Origin of the sequence: Ekhidna sp. (assembly GCF_965227465.1) — a bacterium.
Taxonomy (GTDB): Bacteria; Bacteroidota; Bacteroidia; order Cytophagales; family Cyclobacteriaceae; genus Ekhidna.
In genome coordinates, this window is sequence record NZ_OZ245746.1 from 580,896 (window position 1) to 606,647 (window position 25,752).

At 37.7% G+C, this 25,752-nt stretch carries 24 protein-coding genes; 14 read left to right on the plus strand and 10 right to left on the minus strand.

The genetic code is table 11. The annotated features are described in order from the left end of the window. Positions 1-21 precede the first annotated feature (21 nt). Positions 22-1,260 (plus strand): aspartate kinase, encoded by a 1,239-nt coding sequence (locus ACO05G_RS02700; RefSeq protein WP_421764571.1) that lies wholly within the window; start codon positions 22-24, stop codon positions 1,258-1,260. On the opposite strand, the gene ACO05G_RS02705 is transcribed toward ACO05G_RS02700, so the two are convergent. From ACO05G_RS02705 to ACO05G_RS02715, 3 genes are all read right to left on the minus strand, one after another. Then, positions 1,257-2,117, minus strand: a complete 861-nt coding sequence (locus ACO05G_RS02705) for a fructosamine kinase family protein (RefSeq protein WP_421764572.1) — start codon at positions 2,115-2,117, stop codon at positions 1,257-1,259. The genes ACO05G_RS02700 and ACO05G_RS02705 overlap by 4 nt on opposite strands. Beyond that, a complete protein-coding gene (locus ACO05G_RS02710; RefSeq protein ID WP_421764573.1) occupies positions 2,114-2,584 on the minus strand; it encodes a low molecular weight protein-tyrosine-phosphatase in 471 nt (156 codons plus the stop codon). The genes ACO05G_RS02705 and ACO05G_RS02710 overlap by 4 nt, the downstream gene beginning before the upstream one ends. A gap of 138 nt (positions 2,585-2,722) precedes the next feature. Beyond that, on the minus strand, positions 2,723-3,775 hold the full coding sequence (locus ACO05G_RS02715; RefSeq protein ID WP_421764574.1) for a DUF6588 family protein: 1,053 nt from the start codon (positions 3,773-3,775) through the stop codon (positions 2,723-2,725). A 166-nt stretch (positions 3,776-3,941) separates the two neighbouring features. Here ACO05G_RS02715 and ACO05G_RS02720 point away from each other — a divergent pair, with 166 nt between their 5' ends. From ACO05G_RS02720 to ACO05G_RS02755, 8 genes are all read left to right on the plus strand, one after another. Further along, positions 3,942-4,385 carry a Fur family transcriptional regulator gene (locus tag ACO05G_RS02720; RefSeq protein ID WP_421764575.1) on the plus strand — a complete coding sequence of 148 codons (444 nt, stop codon included), beginning with the start codon at positions 3,942-3,944 and terminating at the stop codon, positions 4,383-4,385. Positions 4,386-4,415: 30 nt separating this feature from the next. Then, positions 4,416-5,045 carry a peroxiredoxin gene (locus ACO05G_RS02725; protein WP_348284874.1) on the plus strand — a complete coding sequence of 210 codons (630 nt, stop codon included), beginning with the start codon at positions 4,416-4,418 and terminating at the stop codon, positions 5,043-5,045. Positions 5,046-5,149: 104 nt separating this feature from the next. Then, positions 5,150-6,064 (plus strand): ribosome small subunit-dependent GTPase A, encoded by a 915-nt coding sequence (gene rsgA, locus ACO05G_RS02730; RefSeq protein ID WP_421764576.1) that lies wholly within the window; start codon positions 5,150-5,152, stop codon positions 6,062-6,064. A 168-nt stretch (positions 6,065-6,232) separates the two neighbouring features. Continuing rightward, a complete protein-coding gene (locus ACO05G_RS02735) occupies positions 6,233-7,042 on the plus strand; it encodes a DUF4197 domain-containing protein (protein ID WP_421764577.1) in 810 nt (269 codons plus the stop codon). Between the two features lie 123 nt (positions 7,043-7,165). Then, complete coding sequence (locus ACO05G_RS02740; RefSeq protein ID WP_348284871.1) at positions 7,166-7,507, plus strand: PadR family transcriptional regulator; 342 nt, start codon at positions 7,166-7,168, stop codon at positions 7,505-7,507. A gap of 21 nt (positions 7,508-7,528) precedes the next feature. Beyond that, a complete protein-coding gene (locus ACO05G_RS02745; RefSeq protein ID WP_421764578.1) occupies positions 7,529-7,939 on the plus strand; it encodes a hypothetical protein in 411 nt (136 codons plus the stop codon). 1 nt (position 7,940) lies between these two features. Then, on the plus strand, positions 7,941-10,604 hold the full coding sequence (locus ACO05G_RS02750; RefSeq protein ID WP_421764579.1) for an ABC transporter permease: 2,664 nt from the start codon (positions 7,941-7,943) through the stop codon (positions 10,602-10,604). Further along, entirely contained in the window at positions 10,604-13,234 is a 2,631-nt protein-coding gene (locus ACO05G_RS02755; RefSeq protein ID WP_421764580.1) for an ABC transporter permease, read from the plus strand. The genes ACO05G_RS02750 and ACO05G_RS02755 overlap by 1 nt, the downstream gene beginning before the upstream one ends. Here the strand turns inward: ACO05G_RS02755 and ACO05G_RS02760 are convergent, their stop codons facing one another. Beyond that, the gene (locus ACO05G_RS02760) at positions 13,235-13,999 is read right to left on the minus strand and encodes a glycosyltransferase (protein ID WP_421764581.1); all 765 of its coding nucleotides are present in this window, start codon (positions 13,997-13,999) and stop codon (positions 13,235-13,237) included. Positions 14,000-14,038: 39 nt separating this feature from the next. Between ACO05G_RS02760 and ACO05G_RS02765 the strand changes: the two genes are divergently transcribed. Both ACO05G_RS02765 and ACO05G_RS02770 read left to right on the plus strand, forming a co-directional pair. After that, on the plus strand, positions 14,039-15,109 hold the full coding sequence (locus ACO05G_RS02765; RefSeq protein WP_421764582.1) for a sulfotransferase domain-containing protein: 1,071 nt from the start codon (positions 14,039-14,041) through the stop codon (positions 15,107-15,109). 9 nt (positions 15,110-15,118) lie between these two features. After that, positions 15,119-16,297 carry a glycosyltransferase gene (locus tag ACO05G_RS02770; RefSeq protein WP_421764583.1) on the plus strand — a complete coding sequence of 393 codons (1,179 nt, stop codon included), beginning with the start codon at positions 15,119-15,121 and terminating at the stop codon, positions 16,295-16,297. On the opposite strand, the gene ACO05G_RS02775 is transcribed toward ACO05G_RS02770, so the two are convergent. After that, positions 16,281-17,171 carry a GNAT family N-acetyltransferase gene (locus ACO05G_RS02775; RefSeq protein WP_421764584.1) on the minus strand — a complete coding sequence of 297 codons (891 nt, stop codon included), beginning with the start codon at positions 17,169-17,171 and terminating at the stop codon, positions 16,281-16,283. The genes ACO05G_RS02770 and ACO05G_RS02775 overlap by 17 nt on opposite strands. Before the next feature lie 97 nt (positions 17,172-17,268). Between ACO05G_RS02775 and ACO05G_RS02780 the strand changes: the two genes are divergently transcribed. Genes ACO05G_RS02780 through ACO05G_RS02790 form a run of 3 tightly spaced genes read left to right on the plus strand, consistent with a single transcriptional unit; the run spans position 17,269 to position 19,419 of the window. Then, positions 17,269-18,384, plus strand: coding sequence for a hypothetical protein (locus ACO05G_RS02780; RefSeq protein ID WP_421764585.1), 1,116 nt, complete (start codon positions 17,269-17,271; stop codon positions 18,382-18,384). After that, positions 18,381-18,989, plus strand: coding sequence for an IMPACT family protein (locus tag ACO05G_RS02785; RefSeq protein WP_421764586.1), 609 nt, complete (start codon positions 18,381-18,383; stop codon positions 18,987-18,989). The genes ACO05G_RS02780 and ACO05G_RS02785 overlap by 4 nt, the downstream gene beginning before the upstream one ends. After that, a complete protein-coding gene (locus ACO05G_RS02790; RefSeq protein WP_421764587.1) occupies positions 18,979-19,419 on the plus strand; it encodes a DinB family protein in 441 nt (146 codons plus the stop codon). The genes ACO05G_RS02785 and ACO05G_RS02790 overlap by 11 nt, the downstream gene beginning before the upstream one ends. 405 nt (positions 19,420-19,824) lie before the next feature. Here the strand turns inward: ACO05G_RS02790 and ACO05G_RS02795 are convergent, their stop codons facing one another. From ACO05G_RS02795 to ACO05G_RS02815, 5 genes are all read right to left on the minus strand, one after another. After that, positions 19,825-20,655, minus strand: coding sequence for a DUF4249 domain-containing protein (locus ACO05G_RS02795; protein WP_421764588.1), 831 nt, complete (start codon positions 20,653-20,655; stop codon positions 19,825-19,827). Continuing rightward, entirely contained in the window at positions 20,652-23,273 is a 2,622-nt protein-coding gene (locus tag ACO05G_RS02800; protein WP_421764589.1) for a TonB-dependent receptor, read from the minus strand. The genes ACO05G_RS02795 and ACO05G_RS02800 overlap by 4 nt, the downstream gene beginning before the upstream one ends. A 27-nt stretch (positions 23,274-23,300) precedes the next feature. Further along, positions 23,301-24,185, minus strand: coding sequence for a FecR family protein (locus tag ACO05G_RS02805; protein WP_421764590.1), 885 nt, complete (start codon positions 24,183-24,185; stop codon positions 23,301-23,303). Between the two features lie 55 nt (positions 24,186-24,240). Beyond that, the gene (locus ACO05G_RS02810; protein ID WP_348284857.1) at positions 24,241-24,810 is read right to left on the minus strand and encodes an RNA polymerase sigma-70 factor; all 570 of its coding nucleotides are present in this window, start codon (positions 24,808-24,810) and stop codon (positions 24,241-24,243) included. 149 nt (positions 24,811-24,959) lie between these two features. Further along, positions 24,960-25,643: an SOS response-associated peptidase gene (locus ACO05G_RS02815; RefSeq protein WP_421764591.1), complete on the minus strand. Its 684-nt coding sequence runs from the start codon at positions 25,641-25,643 to the stop codon at positions 24,960-24,962. Positions 25,644-25,752 lie beyond the last annotated feature (109 nt).

A 25,752-nucleotide genomic window follows, 5' to 3' on the forward strand; every position in this document is an offset into this window, starting at 1 on the left:
ATAATTTAAAACGTTTGCATAATGCAGATTTTCAAGTTTGGTGGTGCTTCTGTAAAAGATGCCACAGGAGTAAAAAACCTTGCGGAGATTGTAACGGGCTTTGGGTCGCAAAAATTAGTGGTGATTGTCTCTGCTATGGGTAAAACGACTAACAAACTTGAAGAATTAGTTAAACAAGCGCATAAAGGTGAAGATTACAATGAGACCTTAAGCGAACTAAAACAATATCATCACAAAATTGCGAGGGATCTTCTTGGTGAATTGCCCGAAAAGTATATGAAGTTTGAAGAACAGCTTCAAACTACACTGGTAGGGCTCAATGAATGTGACGATATGCTGGCATACGATAAGGTAGTGCCTTTCGGGGAGCTAATGTCCACATCCATAATTGAAGCATATTTAGCTAAAAAAACTACATGTCAATGGTTTGATGCCCGTTCCGTTATTCGGACGGATCAATATTTCACAGAAGCAAATGTAGACTGGGTGGTGACAGAAAAGCAGGTGAATACTATTTTGAAACCGGTTGTTGAAGCATCAATTGTGGTTACTCAGGGCTTTATTGGATCTGATGTAGAAGGGAATTCCACAACACTTGGGAGAGAAGGGTCTGATTATACTGGAGCGATACTGGCATATTGCCTAAACGCGGATGGCTTTACAGTTTGGAAGGATGTACCCGGTATATTAAATGCAGATCCAAGGATATTAGCGGAGGCGGAGCAATATGAGCAATTGAGTTATCGAGAAGTAACAGAGATGACCTATTATGGAGCTCAAGTTATCCACCCCAAAACACTCAAACCTATTGCCCAAAAGAGTATTCCATTAATTGTCAGATCCTTTTTAGATAGGAACAGGATCGGAACTACGATAGCTACTGATAATACAACTAAAATGATCCCTTGCTTTGTTTTTAAGGGCAATCAATTGCTGGTAACGGCTCAGGTTAAAGATCACAGTTTTATGGATGAGAAAAAATTAGGGCTAATACTTCAGGTTCTGGATTTATTGAATATTAAAATCAACCTGATGCAAAATTCTGCTTTGACCTTCTCGTTTTGTATTGATAATAAGGAGTTTAAGTCCAAACGAATCAAAGAGTTGCTTAATAGAGATTTTATCCTCTCATTCGAGAGCCCATTGAATTTGGCGACCATAAAGAACTATACACCAGACTCATTTAATAAGCTTCCCTGGAACAGGACCGTCATAATGGAACAGAAGACTTCAAATAATTATCAGGTGCTCTATCGCTAGGTAAAACGATTAAGTGTCTGAATAACCCCCGTTAAATAAGAGTTGCCAAATAAGTTTACGTGAACGAGAAGCGGGTATAAGTTGTGTATTTCAATTCTATCATCAAACCCCGGCTCTATTGGATACTCTTCGTTATAGTATTTATAAAAATCGGGAGAAAACCCTCCAAATAGATGAGTGAAAGCCAGTTCTGTTTCCCGATGACCATAATGTACCGCTGGATCATAAATAGCAGCTTTACCTGTATCGGAGATCATGAAATTCCCGCTCCAAAGGTCTCCATGTAGAAATGAGGGTTTTTCAGTTGGGATGAGATTTTCGAGTTTTTGAAACAGCTTGTCAAACTTAGACTGAATGCTACTCTCGATTAGATTGGAAGATCTGGCAAGATTTATTTGAGGGGCCAGTCTCTCATTTATAAAAAAATCAGTCCATTTAGTGTGTTGTCTGTTGCATTGCTTCAGACTTCCAATGAAGTTATTATGATCCAAACCAAATAAACGAGCAGATTCTTTGTGTTGAATGGCGAGAGACTTTCCAAAATTCTCCCAAAAACCACTTTCTGGAGTCCCTTTTTCAATCCAATTTGTGAGGAGATAAGATTTATCATCGATTTTGCCTAAGCCAAAGACGTGTGGAGATGAAATCGGCGATAGCTCATCAAGTAGATTTAAGCCTGTACTTTCAGTCCTAAACATTTCATAGAGCGACGATCTATTCCATTTTAGAAAATATGGTCCTTCTGTGGTTGATACTTTAAGGGTATCATTAATGCATCCACCAGCAATGGATTTAAATGAAGTTACTAATGCAGGTGAAAGATGTTTTTCAATGACTTTTGGGATAAAGTCATTCATAAATCATGCTTTTCTTTCAAATGTTCAAGAAATTTGTCTAACGATCGATCCAGTATTTGATAGACATTTTCAAACCCGTTTATCCCTCCATACCAGGGATCAGGAACATCTTCACCTTTTCCAAAAGGATCAAAATTTCTCATTAAGATAAGCTTGTCAGGGTTATTGCCAATTTCCGATACCATATTTTTATAGTTCGAGCCATCCATAGCAAATAGGTAATCAAATTCTTCTGAGTGGTGTTTTTTGAATTGTTGTCCTTTATGGTTTACGGGTATCCCATGTTTTTCTGCTATTTCTACCGTTCGAGGATCAGGATTTTCCCCAACATGATAGTTGGCCGTTCCGGCAGAGTCACATGATATTTTCTCCCCTAATTGCTCAATTTCAAGCTTTTTCTTAAAAATAGCTTCTGCAAGTGGCGATCTACAAATGTTACCTAAGCAAACAAATAAAACTTTTATCATAATAGGGGGGTTACTTTTTTGCACTGGGTAGTATATACCTAATGCATAACACAAATTTATTCATACACCTGTTTGACAAGTAAAAAAGAAAGTCCCGTTTTTGACGGGACTTTTCTTTTTTTATACGGTTCTGAAAGGCTATCGAATGCTAAGTCCAACACCGGCTGTGAAGGTGTTGTATTTCTGAATGGCATACTCGGCGTGGATAGTAAGGATTAATAACTTAAGTCTCAAACCTGCATTAATTCTTGGGGAGCTACCTCCTGTGAATTTAGCATCAACAGGATCTGTAAACGTAACTTCTCCACCAGAGTCACGGTATGTAAAATCACCATTAACCTTTAGTGAGCTGCTGGCAATATTATATCCAATTCCTAGATATGGTGTGATGATTGCAATTTTCTTAGAAATAACACCTTGGATAGTTAATGATGAAGCTTTCAATTCTGCAAGGCCGTCGGCCTCAAATTCGGAGGCAGCATTTCCTTCTGCAATTGGAAATTCGGCTTTTAAGCTTGAATATCCCATGAAACCAGAAACATCAATTGGCATTTGCTTCAATCCAGGAACCCATTGCTTTAAATCATGCATCACACCAAAACCGAGAAGATTAAAACTTCCGTCATCTTCTAGTGCCCCAAAATCACTTGCATATCTGATTTTTAATTCTGTATTCTTAGGCAGGCCAATTCCTAGCTGAACTGCAGGTACTGGAAAGCCTACAATTGGTAAACCTTCAGCATCAAATCCTGGAGGGGCTTGAAACCGAACATCATTTTCATAAGTAACTCCACCGCCAATTGAAGTACTTGCTGGTATTACTAACTGAGTTTCTGAATCCCCTCCAACTGCAGTAGGTAAAATGTCTGATCCAGATTCAATCCTTAAATTTTGATACTCACTTGGATTAAATGTGAATTTTCTTTCACTCTGAGGGATATTTGCAATGTTTACTGTTGCCGTAAGGTCGAAACCAAAGAGTTTGTGAGGTTTAGCTGTATTATACCAACCACTACCTAGTCCATTATTGAAAGACAGCATAATTGGTTTAGTATAATTCTGAAGATAGGTATTAGCATCCTCTGGTCCGCCTTTAAATATTTCGCCAAATTCTTGTGAATTAGCATTGTGGTTGATTGCAAAAAAACCAACCAGGGTTAGGGTCAAAATCTTAGTTATAAGGTTTTTCATAGTTGTTGAGTTTGATTTAAATAAGGTAAATCATTCGTTTATACTGCAATTAACCAAGATTTTATCACAATTCTTATCCGTAGATAAGGGTATTTTGAGTATTTGGTCGAAATCCTTTGCGTAATCATCTAATTGACCTAACTTCGCAATTAGTAAAAATTCCTAAATGGAAGTAATTAGTCAAATAAAAGAGCGGTTGAGCGAGGTTGGTCTTAAAGCCACACATCCTCGGATTGTTGTGCTTAAAGAGCTAATGGTATCTGACAATCATCCAACTGCTGAGCATATCCACGAGACGGTAAAGGAAAATAACCCTTCCATCTCTTTAGGAAGCGTGTATCGTGTGTTGGATGTATTGGTTGATGCCGGACTCATCCAAAGAGTCTCAGTTCGCTCCGGATCGAAAAGATATGATGCAAACATGAGTCCTCATGGTCATATCTATTGCGTAAAGACTAATAGAATTCAGGATTTTTATGACGAAGAGCTATATGGATTGATAAATGAGTTCTTCCGAAAGAAAAGAATAAGGAATTTCAAGATAAATGAAATAAAGCTTCAGGTAAACGGTGAACGAATTGATCCTGATTCAGATGTAGTAATAATTTAAACTTTTAACACTTAAAAAAAAACGTAAAAAATGTCGTTAGTAGGAAAAAAAGCCCCTATTGTAAATGCACCAGCAGTTATAAATGGTGAAGAGATTGTAGAGAATTTCTCTCTTGATCAGTATATCGGAAAGAAAGAAGTAATGTTCTTCTTCTACCCGAAAGATTTCACCTTCGTATGCCCAACTGAGATTCATGCATTTCAAGAAAAGCTTGAAGAATTTGAGAAAAGAGGAGTGGCCGTAGTAGGTGCATCTTGTGATACTGAAGAAACACACCTTGCATGGTTGATGACAGATAAAGATAAAGGTGGGATTTCCGGTGTGACATACCCTTTGATAGCAGATCCATCTAAAACAGTGGCTTCTAATTTTGGAGTATTAGCAGGTGATTGGTCGTATGACGAAGAAGGAAACCTTGAATTTGACGGTGCACCAGTTGCATTCAGAGGTACTTTCTTTATTGATAAAGATGGTGTTGTAAGACATGAAACAATCAACGATCTTCCATTGGGAAGAAACATAGATGAAATGTTACGAATTGTTGATGCTTGGCAGCATGTTGAAAAGCATGGAGAAGTTTGTCCTGCAAATTGGGAGGAAGGAAAAACAGCGATGAACGCTACAAGAGAAGGAGTAGCAGAATACCTTTCTGCTAATTGAAGATTAAATAATTTAACAATAAGGCTGATCATTTATGGTCAGCCTTTTTTTGTTGATATAAGTGACAAATTCGTACTTTACAGCGATTAAAAAATCAAGATAACTTGAGAGCTTTAGTAATAAAATCAACTGGCCTGTGGTATGAAGTGATGGCTAACCAAAAGCGATTGGTTGCCAGGCTTAGGGGAAAGTTTAAGCTTGATGACAAAAAGTTAACCAACCCTCTAGCCGTAGGTGATTGGGTTGAAGTTACTCCCAATGAGCAGGTCAATAATGAATGGGTCATCACCAAAATTTATGATCGTGATAATTATGTCGTCAGGACGAGTACCCGCAAAAAAGGACACGATCACCTAATAGCAAGCAATATTGATCAAGGTGTTTTAATTGTAACCCTAAAGCGTCCAAGAACTTCCATGGGGTTTGTGGACCGCTTTCTAATAGCCCTGGAAAGTTTCCGGATTCCAGGCGTGATTCTCTTTAATAAAGAAGATATCTATTCAACTAAAGAACTCAATAAATTTGATGAACTCAAAGGTGTATATCAAAAAATAGGATATACAGTTGCGTTATGCCATTTTGAAGAAGGAGTATCTGAGAATGTCCGTTCTTTATTTGAAAATAAAACCAGCTTATTGTCTGGCCATAGCGGTGCTGGAAAGTCAACGCTAATTAATCAGCTGATACCTGAAGCAAGTCAGGAGGTAAATGAAGTCTCTGATTTTGCAAATAAAGGCGTTCATACGACGACATTCGCAGAGCTTTTTTACCTGGATGACAAGTCAGCAATTATTGATACACCGGGTATTAAGGAATTGGGCTTGTCTGATATTGAAGAAGATGAATTGTCGCATTATTTTCCAGAGATGAGAAACTATCTGGGTCAATGCAAATTTCACAATTGTTTGCATACGAATGAGCCTGGATGTGTTGTTAGAGATGCTATTGGTAAAGATATTTCGGAGCTTAGGTATCAAAGCTACCTTTCTATTCTAAAAAATCAAGACGAGAGAAAATAAAAAGGGTCGCTCAAAAATGAGCGACCCATCACACAACCAACCTTATACTACTTCTGCAAGTAGTCAATGATATAACAAGCGTTTGATCTGAATGGTTGGGTAAAATCCTTAACTTTCTTGTTGATTTGCTTTTGAGGTAACTTTTATTGAATTAGCTATATGATTAATATGAAAAGAATAAAAAACATAATCTTATTAGTAGCATTGGCAGCTACAGCAACTTTAGCCTCTTGTGACCTCTTAGATGACGCGGTGGGTACCTTACCTCTAACAGAGGCTGAGATTATTCAGGGATTGAAAGAGGCGCTTAGCATAGGCCTGAATACCTCTGTAGACAATGCGTCTGACCAAGGCGGCTATTTACAAAACGAAATAATTAAGATTTTACTACCGGATGAAGTAAAGGATCTGCAGAGTAAAATACAAACCGAGAGTATTGGAGGGATTGTTCCACTTTCTGTCGTATATGATGCTTACATAGCATTAGAAAATAATGGAAATGATTTGTTTGATGAACTAACAACTGCCATGAATAGAGGGGCTGAAAATGCTGCAGACAAAGCCCTACCTATTTTTGGAAATGCAATTACCAATATGAGCTTTGATGATGCCAGAGGCATCCTTGATGGAAATAATACTGCCGCAACAGATTATTTTTATGATGAAACTAATGTTGCGCTCTTCAACGCATTTAACCCCGATGTAAAAACAGCGCTTGACGGTACTGGGGCCATTCAGATTTATACGGATGTGGTAGGTTTTTTAAATTTTGAATATGATCCTACTGGACTTGGATTATCTACAGTGAGTCCAAACGACGTGCTTAACATTAACCTCCCCAATAGCATCGATGAATACGCTACAAACAAAGCAATTGACGGGCTTTTTCATTTGGTGGGTGAAGAAGAAAAAAAGATTCGAGACGATCCTTTTGCCTGGGGGAGTGCAATTATCGAGCGGGTATTTGGGAGTAAATAAATTACCCTAAAGTCATTGAAAAGCCGGTTTCCGGCTTTTATTATTTATATCAATACTACATTTAGGAGATTTGTGAAACTTTTTGCTTTACTTTACGAATACTACATTTAGGAAATTGACCTTATGAAAAAATATCAACTAGGAGAATTTGAAGAAATAGTACTGCTGACCGTGGGTGTACTTTTTAACGAAGCATATGGCGTAGCTATCAAAGAAGAAATTGAAAAAAGACTCAAGCGTAAAGTGAGTGTAGGAGCCTTGCAGTCTGCCTTGAGAAGAATGGAAAAGAAGGGATATCTCGATAGCAGGCAAGGTGAAGCCAATCAAAAAAGAGGAGGTAAGCCTAAGCGATTCTTTACTATTACTGCTTACGGTAAAGAAGCTTTGAAGTATTCACAGGATGTAAGAATTCAGCTTTGGAATGCCATTCCTGAGGTTGCACTTGATTTGAAAATAAGTTTATAAGGACTATAAAATCGACTAATTATGAATAACAGAATAAAATCAATCATCGTACTTGTCTTCATTATTCTGATGACAAATGGGTTGAATGCACAAGAAACTGACACCAAAGATTTTGAAAACGTTGATCTTAAGAAACTAAGAAAAACATTTGTCAATCAATTACTCGATGATGGATTGATAAAAGGAAAGAAGGAAGATATTCATCTTGCACTTCGCTCAGAAATGACGCTTTTAAACGAAAAGGCCCTGGACGTAGAACTTCATAAAAAATATGGAAATCTGGCTGCTACATTCAATATACAAAGAGGCTCGTACAGAGTCGTTTACATAACACGTCATTGTACTGCCATAGGCGACTTTTTTGATGATTCATTTAGTGGGAAAATTCAAGGAAAAATGAGTCTCAACGAGCTAAAAGTCTCAATACGGTAAAATGGTAAAGAGGCTAGCTGATCGACTTTTTAAGTGGTATTGCCACCCGGACTTCTATCCAGATATCAAGGGCGACTTGGAAGAACTGTATAGCGATCAATTGGAAGGCAGCAATCGATTTCCTCAGCTAAGATATTTTCTGGACGTTATGCTTCTTTTTCGCATTTCTCTGCTCAGACCAATACTCAAAGACTCAATCATAAAGGACACAGGTATGTTTAGGAATTATTTTAAAGTCAGTGTTAGAAATCTTGCAAGACACAAGATGTTCACAACAATCAATGTGATAGGATTAGCTATAGGACTTGCGAGTTTCCTGTTAATGTATGAATACATAAAATTTGAGAAAAGCTATGATGCTTTTCACCCAGATTCGGACAATATCTATCGGGTCTCATATGTACAAGTTCAGAATGGGATGGATACTGACAAAGATGCCATGTCTGCCTATCCGATTGGAAAAAAACTTGAAGAATCTCTGCCGGAGATTGTTCAGCATACGGTTTCAAAAAAGTTTGATTTCCTTTTGGTTAAAAATGGCGATAAATCTTTCAAAGAGCGCCTGGTAATTTCAGCCGATCCGAACTTCCTGAAAATGTTTAATTATCCAGCCTTGGAGGGAGATATTGAAAGTATGTTATCAGAACCTCTTTCAGTTGTATTGACGCAAAGTAGAGCACGCGCGTACTTTGGAGATGCTGATGCGATGGGTAAAACGCTAGAGGTTGTTTCTCCATACAAAGCATCATTGAAAGTTACGGGCATTCTTCAGGACATACCGGACAATACACACTACTCTTTTGAGATGCTGATTTCGGATAAGACATTGACAGATGGTCATGACTACAATAATTGGGACTGGAACAACTACTACGTATATATCAAGTCTGATCAAGCTGTAAACCTCGATTTACTGGAAGCCAAGGCCAATGATGTGGTAAATGGGGATATAAATAATCTGGATAATGATGAAAGCTGGGAAACCAATGGAACACGAATTGATGTGCATCCGGTTAGAGAAATTCATTTAAAATCTGATTTTACCTATGAGCCACAAATCCATGGAAGTGAAAAAGCAGTTGATTTTTTGATTGTTATTTCGCTCTTTATTTTGGTAATAGCCTGGGTGAATTACATCAATTTATCTACCGCAAGGGCCGTGGAAAGGGCCAAGGAAGTTGGATTACGAAAAGTAATTGGAGCTATCAGAAAACAGTTGATTATTCAATTTCTGTGCGAGGCATTTATTGTAAATCTGATAAGCGCATTAATTGCATTGGGTCTTTCAGAGATGGCTTTACCGTATTTCAATCAACTTGTCGGTAGGGAGGTGTTGGATAGTGTATGGAATCAAATGCCTTTCTTGCTGTCTATAGCAGCGTTCGTATTTATTGGAACATTTGCTTCTGGTTTTTACCCTGCACTGGTGCTTTCTAACTTCAAACATATCAGTATTTTGAAAGGTAAATTTCAAAATTCTAAAAAGGGAGTTGCACTTAGAAAGGGACTTGTAATCACTCAGTTTGCAGCCTCACTTATATTAATAGCTTCTACGTTTACCATTTACCAGCAAGTGAACTACATGCAAGGCAAGGATATTGGTATTTCTGTGGATCATGTTGTTAATGTCACGGTTCCTGAATCAGACGCGGAGACCGAGGAAGAATATGAAGCAGACCAAAATAAACTAAGAGCTTTTAAGGAAGCATTAGCCAATCATTCTTCGATCGAATCAGTGGGTGGAGCTTCAAACTTACCGGGCGGTGATGTAGCGGACATTAATTCAACAACAACTGTGGTAAGGTTCGCTGGTGATACTGAACCTACGGAAGGAACCACCTACGTCCAATACAATGATGAGGGATTTCTGGACGCTGTAGATATGGAGCTTGTCGCAGGTAGAAATTTTAATGAGGAAATGAAGTCTGACACACTTGCTGTGATGGCCAATGAAGCATTTCTAAGGAGACTTAATATTCCTGATTTTGAATCAGTAATTGGTGAAAAACTCCAGTTTGGAACAAGGGATACAAATACAAAATATACCCTAATTGGAGTGGTAAAGGACTTCAATAGAACTACCCTAAAGGAGCAGGTAGAGCCTAGTCTTTATTTCCCATGGTTCAATGCAGACGATCTGGTTATTGAGTTAAGTTCTAGTGATTACCAAGCTGGACTAGATAATATTAAGTCAACATGGGAAGAGTTCTATGCTGATGCACCATTGAATTATTCGTTTCTCGATGATCGATTTGCTATGCTTTATAAACAAGACAGAAGCTTTGGTGATACCTTTATGATATTTGCAATACTGGCTGTTTTTATTGCTGTTTTAGGCTTGTATGGACTCGCATCATTTATGTCGATACAAAAGTCAAAGGAGATAGGTGTCCGAAAGGTGTTGGGAGCATCCGAAGGCCAAATTATTTTTCTGTTTTACAAGGACTTTTTTACGTTAGTAGCACTTTCTTCCTTGATTGGATTTCCCGTAGTTTATTTCCTGATGAATGGATGGCTAGATAACTACGCCTACCGAATTAGCTTTCCGTGGATTTTGCTAGGAATATCCTTGCTCATTGTTCTTGTCTTTTCCCTTATCACAGTAGGGTATCAGACATTGAAAGTCGCCAAACTTGACCCGGCTAAAACGCTCAAATACGAATAATGATAAAGCGAGCCGCAGATCAATTATTTAAATGGTTTTGTCATCCGGATTTTTATCCAGACATCAAGGGAGATCTTGAGGAACTATATCAAGATCATCGAGAAAATGGATCTCGGTTTGTACAGCTAAGATATCTATTGGATGTGATGCTTCTATTTCGCATTTCTCTGCTCAGACCAATACTCAAAAACTCAATTATAAAGGACTTAGATATGTTTAGGAATTACTTCAAAATCAGCTTCCGAAACCTAATGAAACACAAAGGCTACACAGTTATCAATGTGATTGGAGTAGCGGTAGGTTTAGCTGCATTCTTATTGATCAATCAATATATTCGATTTGAACGCAGTTATGATTCATTTCACAGAAATCCTGAGAATATCTTCCGGCTTACTACAGATCAGATAGTTGACGGACAATTAGGCACACGTGATGCTATGTCTTTTAACCCTTCGGGTAAAATTATCACCGAGGAGATTCCTGAGGTTAATGCACACACACTAACTTATAACATTGGAAGTCAAACTATCAGGAAAGATGAGTCATTGATTAACGAAGAGTCTGTTAAAATGACTGATGAATATTTTATTGACTTTTTTGGATATAATGTCATCTCTGGCGATCCGAAAACCATGCTGGAAGAACCTAATTCTATTGTTTTAACTGAATCCAAGGCACGATTTTATTTTGGAAATGAGGAACCAGTGGGAAAGACACTTCATCTTTATTCAAGTTTTGATGAAGATTTTAAAGTTACAGGGGTGATCAGAGATATTCCACTAAATACTCATTTTAAATTCGACATACTTATCTCTATTGCTTCAATAAAAGACGTTTTGGAGCGTGAGAGTTGGAATTCTTTTAATTACTACACGTATCTAAGAATCGATGAAGGTACAGATATCGCGATGCTGGAAGAAAAACTGATCCCAATAAAAAATAAATATTTAAACGAGGAAAGTTCATTGTTTTTCAATCTCCAGCCAGTACAGGAAATACATCTTAATTCAAGTATGACATTTGAAATTGAAGAATCAGGAAGTAGGGATGCGATTAATTTTTTGGAGATCATCTCCATTTTTATACTCGTGATCGCATGGGTGAATTATGTAAACCTTTCCACTGCAAAGGCGGTAGACAGGGCAAAAGAAGTTGGGTTGAGAAAAGTTATTGGTGCTGGTAAAAAGCAACTAAGAATACAGTTTTTGGTTGAGGCTTTCCTGATAAATGTGATAGGTGCATTCGTAGCACTAATCATTGCTCAGGTAGTAGCACCAGCATTTAATTCGCTTGTTGATACACCGATTTTGATAGGGGTATGGAAAGAGCTCACGTTCTTAAAGTTACTAGGATTATTTACCATTGTTGGAACGGTAATTTCGGGCTTTTATCCAGCTATTTTTCTCTCAAACTTTAAAATTATCTCCGTATTAAAAGGCAAGTTCAGAAACTCTAAAGGTGGTGTTGGTTTACGTAAGGGCCTGGTTGTTTTGCAGTTTGCTACATCCATTGTGTTGATCGCATGTACACTCATCGTAATTAGTCAGGTTGGTTACATGAAAAGCATGGACAAAGGAATGAATACGGAGCAAGTGGTTGCTTTTAGTAACCCTGAAACAATGCCAGGAGATGATGATAAGTATGAAGAAACGATGGGTGTATTTAAGGATCGACTGCTACAAGAATCCAGTATTATAAGTGTTGCTTCATCAAGCATCATTCCCGGTGGAGAAAGTGATGAGATTTGGTCTACTAGTGGTGGGGTGAAAATTATCGGGTTGACAGATCGCTTAGAGGCAACCACCTATATTCAAATTGTTGATGATCAATATTTTGAATTGCTTGATATCTCATTTATTGATGGAAGAAACTTTATCAAAGACAACTTGCTGGATGATACCACCGCCGTAATTGTAAATCAAGCATTCCTGGATCGATTTAACCTTGCGGATCAAAATGTATTGAACGAAAAAATCCAGTTCGGTCGTGATCCTGAAGGTGATAAGTATACTATTATTGGTGTCATAAAGGATGCGAATAGGACAACCTTGAAAAAGTCAACAGAACCTACTTGTTATTTTTTCGATAGAGTGCAAATTAATTCCCTTGTTAAACTGTCTCCAAAAAATGTTGCTACAGGTTTAGAGAGGATTGATGAAGTATGGGGTGAGATGTTTCCTACAGCAACTTTGGAGTACTCCTTTATTGACGATCGCTTTGATCATTTGTACAGGGAAGATCGACGGTTCGGAGCTGTTTTTAGCGTGTTTTCAGGTTTTGCCTTGCTGGTAGCCGTACTGGGATTATTTGGCCTGATTTCTTTCATAGCATCACAGCGAACCAAAGAGGTAGGTGTAAGAAAAGTGCTCGGAGCTTCAGCACCACACATAGTAGGATTATTTTATCGTGAGTTTTTATTGTTGATTGGGATCGCAACTATTATTGGAGTGCCGATCGTCTTTTTTGGAATGAGCAGTTGGTTGGATAATTACGCCTATCGAATAGATTTCCCGTGGTTTGTTATTGTTATTTCATTAGCTGTGGTTGTGATCTGCTCACTAATCACGGTAAGTGCTCGAGTGTTAAAAGTAGCTGCGATGAATCCTGCAAAAACACTAAAGTATGAATAGCTAAATGAGTTTTAAGAAACCAGTAATTAAGCTCCAATTACCTTGTTTTATGCATTGCTTGATCTCATAAAAACATCTTTTTCGAAGAGCTGAGTTTTCCTCACGGGTGCGATTCAGCTCTTTAATTTTTTGACAGACCTTCAATGTAGAGGCCTGGTGCATTGATCGATAGGTAAACTGCGCTTCTGATAAAGAACCAGCTACTTTTCTTTTTTTCACTAAAACCTCATCAGTAAAAGCATAATTCCAATTTCTGGAAGACCGGATCCAAAAATCAAAATCTTCATAACTAAGTGACTCATCATACCCTTCGAGTTCGACTAAAACTTCACGTTTAATCATCATACTCGGAGGCGAAATGAAGTAGTGTTTTATAAGTTCGGCGTATACATCACCCTCTGGTACTTTTTTAGCTAAATCCCCTCTGTGATTTCTATTAAAATGCGTTCCTAATTCTACTCCATTCTCATCAATGTTCATTACATCACAGTATGTTACTCCGGCTTCTGATGATTTGAGGAATGAATTTATACCTTTTAGAATGCGCTCCGGGAGTAATATGTCATCAGCAGCCAGGTCGATGATGTATTTGCCTGCCGACTTTCTAAATCCTTTGTTAAAGGCAGAACAATTTCCAATGGGTTGAGGGATATCGATGTACTGAATATTTTTATTATTGATAAATGAGTGAATCCAGTCCTTACTGCCGTCAGAACTTCCATCATCTACCAGTATCAGTTCAATGTTTGGGTAAGACTGCTTCATCACTGACGCGATTGCCTGCTTTATATATGCAAGTTGGTTGTGGCTCAAACAAATGACAGAAACCAATGGCAATTGATTCATTCGGGCAATATCATATCTCAGAAGCTTTTTACCAATAAATTCGTGTTTGAAATTTTGAATGCATTGAAAAGCTATTGTTTGTATTTGATCCGAAAAATAAGACTATGGATAGTCTTAAAAGTGAAAGGCAAGCATTATCCTCAAAAGAGCAATACAATCGCTATATTCTCACTTCCCAGATCAGGGTCAACATGGCTATCAGAACTGATTTGTGAAATTCCCAATACCATAAAAGTGGATGAACCATTGTATAGAGGTTTTTTAGCATTGGATGGGAAGATGCCTGCGACAGGACATGGGAAAATTAAACAGCTTGACAAGCTTGAATTTTATTATTATCAACCCATACCGCCTAATGAGGAATTTGAAGAGGCGCACGATTTTTTCAGAAACCTTTTCAGCTTAAAAATCACCAATCCTTATTTATTTGAAGAGACCGATTTGAGGAGTATTCCTACTTCCAAAAATGTACTTTTTAAATTTTGTTATGGCAATCTCCTTCTCCCCTGGCTTGTAAAAAGATTTGACTTTCTACCCATAGTATTGGTACGTAATCCATATGCTGTTGTAGCCTCACAGATGAGGCACCATTCTTTCGAGCGAATACTTAATCAGAAAAGCTTTGAAATACCCAAGTTTAGGTATTCTGAATACCTAACAGAGGTTATAGATCTTGACCAAATCAAACATCCGGAAGAAATTCTAGCAGCTATTTGGTGCATTAATTACCTGGCAGTCTCCGGTAAATCGAGCAAGAAAAACTGGTTGATTATTTCTTATGAAGATCTGGTTAGAAATCCTGATGTTGAAATTAAGAGAATATTTAGTTATGTCAATAACCCCATTCCTTCAACCATTTGGGATCGTTTTCATCAACCCTCAGTAAGTACTGATAAATCTGATTTTCAGAATAAAGAGCAGCTTTTATCGTGGAAAAAAGAACTAAATCCTGATCAGATCAAAAGAATCGGCAGAATACTTACGAAATTTAAAATTGATGACTATTCAGATCTATCAATTACGACTTAAGCTAGCTCAATGAATATTTTCATTATTCCATCCTGGTATCCTTCTGAATCCAATCCGATATACGGCATATTTACTCAGGAACAGGCACGTCTGATAGCCAGAGAAAAACCTGAATTTCAGGTAGGAGTGAGCCTTTGGGGGCAAGGGGTGGATGATTTAATGCTGCCAGCGTTATCGCCTGCATCGTTAGTAAAACTCTTTGACACTCATTCAGAAAAGGTGAACATGCTACAACCAAATTTGGCTGAATATTTCTCTCCGGCTTTCACCTGGACCAGAAGGTTTAGAAAAGGAAATATCGAAGGTATAATCGAGGCGAATCTAAACAACTTGGAGAAGCACATACAAAAATTTGGTAAGCCAGACATTATCTGTGCGCACGCCTCATATCCAGCATCCATAGTAGCTAAAAGAATTTCTAAGAAATTTTCTATTCCGTATACAGTTACAATTTATATGAGTCCATTTCCTTTTGATGAGTTTTTGTCGCGAAATGGAAGCATAAAGAAGATTGTTGAAGAGCCATTAAAACAAGCGGATTTGCTGCTTTGCTCTTGCAGTGCCTTAGAAAAGAGGCTATTTGAATTTGGGTTTAGCAACACAGCGGTTGTTCCGCTCCCTGTGGATGCTGATTTTTTTGTGCCAGGCCAAACAGTAGATGCTAAAAAAGTGCAAATGCTTGCCCTAGGTAGAGTTGTGGAACAAAAAGGTTTCGATTTGTTATTGAAAGCAGTCTCAAAAATTGAAACACCATTTGAATTACGAATTGGGGGAGATGGAGATATGAAGACGAAATATCAGGCACTCTCCAAGCAATTAAAGTTGACCGATAAAGTAGTTTGGCTTGGATTACTTGATAAAAATCAGACGCTCCAGGAAATGCAAAATTGTGATTTTTTTGTGCTCTCTAGCAGGCATGAGACTTTTGGTTTGGTTCAGGTTGAGGCAATGCTTTGCGGTAAACCAGTGGTAGCAACAAAATGTGGAGGACCTGAAGATATAGTAACCAATGAGACTGGTTACCTGTGTGAAAATTTAGATGTTGAGGATTTAAGGGAAAAAATTGAGCTAATGATAAAAAACCATAAGTCTTTTTCTCCTGAAAAAATCAGAACTCACGCAAAATCTAAATTTGGACAGACTGCCTGGCTTACTCAAATCGAAGCTTTATTTAGAGGACTAGTTTAAAAGTAGGTTTGACGGTTTCTTTTGCACCCATCCTTTCTTTAAAAATTCTCAATGTTTCCTGAGGTTTACCCTGAAAAGAAGACACCCCCATGTCAAGTTGCTTAAAACCCTTACTTCTGTAATAACTGACCAGGCCAGAAATCAAAAGTACCATTGGGCTTTTATCCCGGAACATAGGACTGGTGGCTGGCAGGTAATAGTAGGCTATATCAGTAGTAACATTTACAGTAATGCAAAGTGCAGATATCTTATCTTCCCTAAATACGCCAAAGCATTCGTATGCATCTGGCAACTCCATAATAAGATTATTCAGGTGTTCCCAACTAATATTTATTTGTAGTCCCTGTGCTTGCCTACATACGGATAGGAATTTGTGAGCAGTCTCGAATTCATTTTTTTCCATTTTTCGAAACTCAAATCCTTCGGATTGCAATGCGTCGAGTTTACGTTTTTGCATGGTATGGATTGACTCTTCCCAGTCCTCACTTAAATCAATGTGTTGATTTATATCTTCAAATTCAATATTAAAACCAGTAGATTGAATGATTTCCCCGGAAATAAATGAGTGGTAAATCGAAGACGGGTGAATAATTTCAATGTTATTTACTCCATGTTTTATTAAATCATCTTTCACCCTTTCAATAAAATATTGGGCGTCTTTTATTTCGTTACTTCGACAAAAAAAAGAGCCAAAGGGACTCCTTGGTATACTAATTGCCTTTTCCGGAGTTATATCAAAAGGAATGAAAAAATCTTCGGAACAATAACTTTTAAATGTGGAGTATGATTGTGATCGAAAATAGCCTTTTTGGAAATAGGCTAAAGAAAGATTGTCCGGGACCTCTTCAAATGTGTTATGGATATTTAATAACATGTATGACAAAATTAAAACCGAAAGCATCTTTTGAAAGCTATAATCGAACCTTATCTTGCATCTTAGATTTTTACAATAAAATCTTAATTATTTCACTTTGAAAAAATCGCTACTTATAATCTTAATTTTTCTTTTCTCATTACCGATAAGTTCGCAGGTATTTGAGGAGAGTCATGTGCAGGATCTGGTCAAGAAGGGAACTGATCACATATACAATGCGGCAGCAGATTCTGCAGAATTCTACATTTCAAAAGCAGAAAAATATATTCCGGATCATCCGGTCATTCCGCTAATGCGCGCAATGACTATCCTATGGGCAAATATCCCCATAATACCGGAAGAATTATTTCTTAACATGGAATTACAACTAGATTCGGCAGTAGAACTAGCTCGTATGCAAGATCCGGATTTTGAAAATCCCGAAATGATATTCTTCGCAATGGCCTCTTATGGTTTGCTTGCAGAGTATTATGCTGATCAGGATTATATGATGAAAGCGGTTGGTGAGGCCAATAGAGCATATGGTTTGATGAAAAAAGGATTTGAAATAGTAGATGAGTATCCTGAATTCTTGCTGACAACCGGGCTTTACAACTACTTCAGAGAAAAATATCCAGAGAAGCATCCAGTGTATAAACCATTTTTGTGGTTTTTTAGAAGTGGAGATATGGTATTAGGTTTAGAACAATTGAAAAGAGCTTGTGAGGAATCTTTTCTAACAAAAGTAGAAGCCCATGTATATCTGAGTTATATCTATTTGAGATATGAGTATAATCCGAAATTAGCACAACAATACCTCTCAGCGTTATGTAAAATGTATCCAAATAACTACTACGCTAAAGCCAAATATTTAGAGTCTTTGGCAAACCCTGAAGATTTTAAATCTGTCCCGATCGATGTGATTTATTCGCTGATCACTCACGAAAGTCCTTATTACAAACTTGCAGGATACGTCTTTCTCGGTTACTTCGAAGAGAAAATTGTAAAAAATGCTGAGAAAGCAGAATATGCTTATCGATTGGGGTTGAAATATGGTCAGGAATTACCTAGTCACGGCGAGTTTTTCAAGAGTTTTGGATACTTGGGATTGGGAAGAATATTAGTGACAACCGGAAGAGGTGAAGAAGCTGAAGAGTTTTTAGACCTGGCTCTCAATTATGCAGAAACCGAACAGGTTGAGGAAGAAGCAAAGAATCTTTTATCAAAACTTTGAGTACTTATTACACTATCAAGGAAGCTAAAGAAGGATTATTTAAGGAGAAAGGGAGTAAGTTTCTCTCTTTTGCTTTTCCTGTGGAATCTGAAGAACAGGTGAAGGAAATTCAAGATAACCTAAGAAAAGAATATTATGATGCCAGACATCATTGCTTTGCCTGGGTGATAGGCATGGATAATCAGAATTGGAGAGCAAATGATGACGGTGAACCGGCTCATTCGGCTGGCGATCCAATCCTTGGACAAATCAGATCCTTTGAACTTACAAATACATTGGTCGTGGTTGTTAGATACTTTGGAGGTACAAAGCTTGGAGTAGGGGGCTTAATTCAAGCGTATAAAGCAGCAACGGATGATGCACTTTCTAAGGCCAGGAAAGTCGAAATTTTTGAAACCAGTGAGTTAATAATGAAGTTTGATTATGACATGATGAGTCAGGCTGAACGTTTGATCACTGAGTTTGAGCTGCAGGTCAAAAAAAGAGATTTTAAAAGCTCCTGTTTAATAGTTTCAGAAATAAGAAATGATCAAATTTCTTTTTTCCAGGAGAAAATTAAGGACCTTTATAATATGCAATTTCAAATTGAAGGTGATGATGAATGATGAATTTAAAAAGTTGTTTCTAAGAGAGCTGGAGAAGCTCGAAAAGGAGCTGGAAAATTATTCAAATGAAGACCTGCTATGGCAAGCTCCTGAAGGTATTAATAACTCCGCAGGAAATCTTTTTTTGCACTTATGCGGAAATCTTCAACACTTTATAGGTGCTCAACTTGGAGGAACAGGATACGAAAGAGATCGAGAGTTTGAATTCGCAGGAAAGGTTTCCGTGGAAGATCTCAGGAACCGAATCTCAGATACTAAAACTGTGATTAATGATTACTTTGAATCAGTAGAGGATAGTGCATTTGAGCTTGAATACCCTTTACAACCATTTGGCTATTCCATGACGGTTCGATACTTCCTTAACCATCTTCTAGGGCATTTAAATTATCATCTGGGGCAGATAAACTATCATAGAAGAATACTATCATAGATCACCAAATTCTTCGTTTCGACAGGTAAATCATTGAATATTCCTATCAAAAATCGTTAATCGGTAATAAGGATACGTTTATCTAATATTTGGCTTGTATGAACGAATCAGCCACAATTATTAGGAAAAACTTAGCTAACCTTGAAGTAAAGAAATTCAAAGACAATCCATAGCTGGTTGAATTAGAACGGAGTTGCTTTGGTGAGGGCGCTCCGTTTGCTTTTTTTAGTCCCTTCCATTTCTCACTTTCTTCCTAAAAAAATGTACTACGAAGCTTTACGAGCTTTTTGAGTGACTTTGACTCCTAAAATGGTAATTAACAAGGTTGCTAAAATGAGGCCTACTTTCTTTTTCATGCTACTATGTAAAATTAGGTTTAGACCACCCCTAAAAACTCACACGTATTTACTCTACAATGAGGGAATTTTTGCTAATTGCAGCTGTCCCGAAATACCCAAGAACCAGAGTTGAATTATCATTAACATAAAACAAATTTCCATTTACTATCGCCGGAGTTGTTCCTCCTGAAGTGCCTAACGTTGTTATTTGCGATTTAAGTAGAGATAAGTAGTTGTGAGCATCCCGAGAAATGGTCATTAATTGTACCGTCATTTCATCACCAACATCATAGCCAAATGATTGGAAATTGTTTGGAATCACATTCCCATCAAAAAGTCTGTCATTTTGAATGGTGATTGGTTCCGGTTCATTAAATACCTCATCATTTTTAAAGAAAAGCCATCTGTAATAATTAGCGATACCTTCAGGATCTATGGCGTTTAGTTTTGGATAGTAAATAGTGATTTGTTGATTTGGATTATCCGGATCATTCTCTTCAAATGACTCAACCCTTATGTTTCCTACTTCAACTTTCTCGGGTAATTCATCCCATTCAGACCTAATTTCTAAACTATCTATCAGTGCGATAATTCTATATTCAGAATTTGCAATTCCTTGATATTCAAAGTCCGAAACATAAACCCCATTCGGGGTATAAGAATAAGCAAAGACTTGTCCAGAACGTGATTGAACAATGACTTGTGCATCATCAATTGGTGCAATCTGTTCTTGATCTGAAAATGGTCTGGAACGTGTAATTCGAATAGGATGGTTACCTAGAGTATCAGTAACCCAGCCTTCAATGACGATAAGGTTCTGCGATTGAGGAAGATCAACAATGACTACTTCCTCGCAACCGAGTAAAATGATTAACGATATAAAAAGTAGGGCCCTCAAAATCTAAAATTATACGTGAGAGATGGAATGATTGCACCGAAAATGGAATATTTCACTATCTGTGCCACTCCTGGATCTGTAGGAGATTCCCTAAAGAAATAGGAATACGCATTTTTTCGAGCATAAACGTTATAGATCGTCAGGATCCAATAATCATTGTTCTTTCTGCGATTCCCATTTTTCCTAAACTCTGTCCCTTCCCATTTGAGGGATAAATCAAGTCTGTGATAATCTGGTAACCTCGCGTTATTCCTAAACTGAAAATGAGGAACAAGATTTCCCTCAAACTCATATTTGTCTGTAGGCAAGGTCACCGGGATTCCGGAATTGTAAACAAAGTTTGCGGATGTACTCCACCTTTTGCCAAGGTTCATACTCCAGGAGGTAGAGAAATCATGTGTCTTATCGTGATTTTCAACAATATACCTGTTATCACCAAATTCTGATATTCTACTTTCAGCACGGGATAAAGTATAACTTATCCATCCTTTTAGTTTCCCATATTTTTTTTTGGCGTACAATTCCAGCCCATATGCTCTTGCATCGGAAATGATGAGTTCGGTTTCAATATTTTCATTAAACACCAAATCTGCCCCATTTTTATACTGGATGCTATTATCAATGTCTTTGTAATAAATCTCAGAAGAAAGCTCCCACGTATTTTCCTTCAGATTCTTATAAAGGCCTAATGTATATTGATTGGTTGTAGTAGGAGGAATATATTCATTGCTGAGCTTCCAAATATCTGTGGGTGCTGGTGAGATGGTATTTGAAATAAGATGTAAATATTGGGCCGTCCTAGAAAAGGATGCCTTTATTGAAGTCTTGTCATTAAGTCGATAATTTACCGATGCTCTGGGTTCAAAATTTATATCTGTATTTACAATTTGATATTGATTGAATTTCAATGTATCTATAATCGTTGAATCAGCGGTTGGAGTATTATTCTCATACTTAAAAACGGTTCCCGGGCCTAGTTTCAATAAAGAACTGGCACGAAAACCATAATGCAAAGAAAATTTGCCAATGTTGGTTTCATGACCAATGTGAGCTGCAGATTCCATGCCTTGCTCATTTTCTAGCTTCACCCTATTCGTACTGGAATTTTGATCTAAAGGCTCACGTGTTCCAGGAAGTAACCGATGATAAATGTTACTAATTCCAAACGTGAGCTCATTGTTTGGGTCTATGGCATATGTCATGCTAATTTTTGTGCTGTAATCAGCAATTTTGGACCTACCTACGAATGCACCTGGAGCTTCGGTACTCTCTATCCTGTAATTATATTCCGAAACGAAAGCAGAAATGTTTGAAAATAGCCTTGGTGTGAAAAGGTAGTTCCACCTGAAATTCAACATGCGATTACCCCAATTTCTGGTGGAGTTTAGGCCCACTAAATTTCGATCATTGCCAAGGTATCCTGACAAGTAATAGGTGCTCGATTTACTGTACTTGAAATTAAGTTTTACATTCAGGTCTTGAAATTGAATTCTATTTCTTAGAACCGAATTACTTGCAAAATCGTCTGTGGAAAGGTTAAGTAGACTTTGCCGTCCTGAAATAAGGTAAGAACTCTTCCCATTGGTGATGGGCCCCTCGAGCAGTGCTCGTGCTGAAACAACTCCTATTCCTCCCGAAAAACGCGTTTTATTTGCGTTTCCTTCTTTTTGCCTGACCTCTATGACGGATGATGTTCGGCCCCCGTAAGAGGGCGGTATATACCCTTTCATAATGCGGACATTGTTGACAGCTTCAGGATTAAAAACAGAAATGAAGCCATAGAAATGACTGGGATTGTAAATGATAGCCTCATCAAGTAATGTGAGGTTTTGATCTACGCCACCACCGCGCACATGTATACCACTAGCGTCTTCACCAATAGCTCTTATACCAGGCTTAAGAAGAGCGTTTTGGATTACGTCAACTTCTCCAAGTAAATAGGGGATATTCCCATCCGAACCCGAGATTGATATTCGGTTAATAGAGGGGATATTCTCAATTAAATTAATGTCATCTGATAGAGATAATACTTCTACTTCTTCCAGCTCTGTAATTTTAGGAAGTACGGTTACCTCTAAAAAGGTATTTCGATAAAGTGAAATCTCCGATTTCTTCTGTTGAAAATTGATATGAGAAAACTGTAAATTGTATTCGCCCTCTTTCAATGTGATACTGTAATATCCATATCCATTTGTGATAGCGCCAAAACTTGTACCAGTTACCTGAACTGAGGCTCCAATAATATGTTCTCCGGATTCCGCATTTCTAAGCACTCCATGAATGGTATAATTTCTTGAAATATGAGGTGTAACAACTATTTGGGATGAACCATACTGAATGTCAGCTATTAGTTCATTTTGAATGAAATCCAGAAATTCTTTTACCGTTAGTCCTTTCTTAATCGAGAGAGACTGATTTGTTAATTTGTCTTTACTGTATGCGATGGGAATCCCAATGGATCTTAATGAGTCAAGTGATTCAAATAATAAAAGCTCACCATGAAAAATCAGATTGCTATCCAGAGCACTTTGCTGTGCTGTGCTAAGGAACGCACAGCATACAGCTGATACGATTAGTATCTTTTTGATATTGGATTTGAGGGCGAGAAACACGCCCACAAAAGTAATGAATCAATTAGGCTGAAATTAACAGCCTTGCCCCGAAATTTTTACAGTTTTGTTAGAGGTTGAAGTTTTCACATTAAGCATAGAGCTCAATGTTGTTAAGACATCCTTCAGAGGCTGTTTATTGAATGTAACTGAGATCTTACATGTTTTCAACTTCTCATTACCGAGTTCAAACTCTACGTCATAGTATTCTGAGAGTTCTTCCAAAGCTTGATTTAGCGGAGTATTATTAAAATTAAATACACCATTTCTCCAGCTCATAATATTAGCTGCTGCAATTTCTTTTAACTCCACACTAGCGTTTTTTCTATTGAAGATAGCTTCATTGCCTGCCGGGACCCTCGTTTGTTTGCCTTCTTTTTCGAATGCAACAAGTCCTCTGTCCACATAGAGTTTAACCTCCGTATCTGTGGTTATGAGGTTGAATGCAGTGCCTAAAACGGTCACGTCGACTCCATTTACATCAATAATGAATGGTTTATCGCTCTTTTTAATATCAAAATAAGCTTCTCCAGAGAATGCTACATTTCTTTCCTCACCAAACTCTTCAGGATATGTGAATGTAGAGTTAGCATTTAAAATGCCTGTTGAACCATCTGGAAAAGTAATGCTCATTTTTTCAGAAGCTGATGCAACATGAATTTGAGAAGTTGTCGGTTCGTATAGGTAAACGGTTGCTGAAAGTAGTGCCAAAATCGCTACAGCAGCAGCAATTTTCATCCACGCAAAAGCTTTATTTGGATTATGAATTTTATGATTCAAAGCATCCCATGCTTTGGATTCATTTATTTCAGGTGCACTCAATTCTGAATGCTGAAATAAGAATTCAACGAAACCATCCCCCTTATCGGAAGGCTTTTCGTTGTTGTTCAGGTGGTTATATGCTCTCAGGTCGTTCGCCATCTCAAATATCAGTCAATAATCAGGGGATGAACCCCTAATTTTTTTCACTTTATTTTCAATTCATATTTTCCTTATAGTGCTTATATACATGATCGAGTGATTCTCGTAATTTTTTCAGCGCAATTCCCATTTGATTTTCTACTGTTTTCTTGGATAAATCCAGCTCTTCGGCAATCTCTTCATAGGTCATCCCTGCATTTCTGCTAAGGACGAAAATGCGTCTGCATTTTTTTGGTAGCGCATCAACAGCTGTTTGAATGTATTTCTTCAACCGTTCATTCTCTCCCTCATCCTTTTTAGGCATGCTTACACTTAGCAAAACTTCGCTAACATCGGCCATTGACTGCTGTTTGGGTAGTTCAAGCTTGATGTAGTTAAGACATTTGTTCTTAACCGCAGAGTATAAATAGGTCTTAAGAGTCGTTTGAATTTCAATGTTTCCTCGCTTCTCCCAAATATACAGGAAGACTTCCTGAGCCATTTCCTCTGCAATGGTGGCATCTCGTACATAAGTAAAGGCAAATCGATACAATTCCTTGTAATATCTTTTAAATATGACCTCATAAGCGGAGAAGTCATCACTCTTCACTTGCTGGAAAAGCAAAAGATCATTGTCGCTACTCATATTGGTTATTGAAACACTTTGCGAAAAAGCTGTTTGTCATTTGAAGATCAAATAGCATTGTTTAATGCGAAATTAGAAACAATCCAATGAATTCCTGACACATTTCGCTTCTTAAGAGTTGGCTCCTCAACTTAAATAAATGGAATTAACTACGTGAATAGGGTATAATTTCCGTGCTGATCTGATGCTGGAGCTGGTTTAATGAATAAAGCATCATTGCCATCAATATCTTTGATTTTAGGAGATACTGTGTGCGATATAAATTCCTCCAAGGATTCCTTGTTTAGTAGTTCTTGCAACTCTTCCTCATTTTCTGACTGGAGCCAGCTTCTGGTGGATGCTGCATCCAGTATAGCCGGCATATCGTCTTGAAAATCAGCTATTTGCTTATTTGCAGGTCGGGTGATCATGATAAAGGAATGACTTCCATCATCACCTTCTTCCCATAATCCGGCCACAGAAAAAATTTTTTTATCGGGATAAAAAAAATAGTGAGGCACCTGCTGCTTCTTGGCGACCTGTTTCCAGAGGTAAAAACCATCCATTGGAATTACACATCTGTTGGTTAACAATTTTTTTCGATAGCTGGATTTATTCAACACCGAGTCCAGTGGTAAGTTGAAGAACTTGGGGCTCATCGCCTTATTATTGGACCACATTGCCATTAAACCCCAATTAAGGAAAGATATTTTATCCGCATCGCTGCTGACAATGGTCGGTAAAACCTTTGTAGGTGCAGCATTAAACTGCGGTTGATACGTATCGGGAACTTCTGCTCCTAAAACAAGTGCCAACTCGTCTGGTTGAAGGGTTATGGTATATCTATCCAGCATTTTTGGCAATTTAATACTAGAACATGGGTTACTCAATTTTCATTTTGTGCTCAAACCAAATTTTTATTTTCACGGATGGGTTAATTTTGACTAAGAATTAAAGACGATC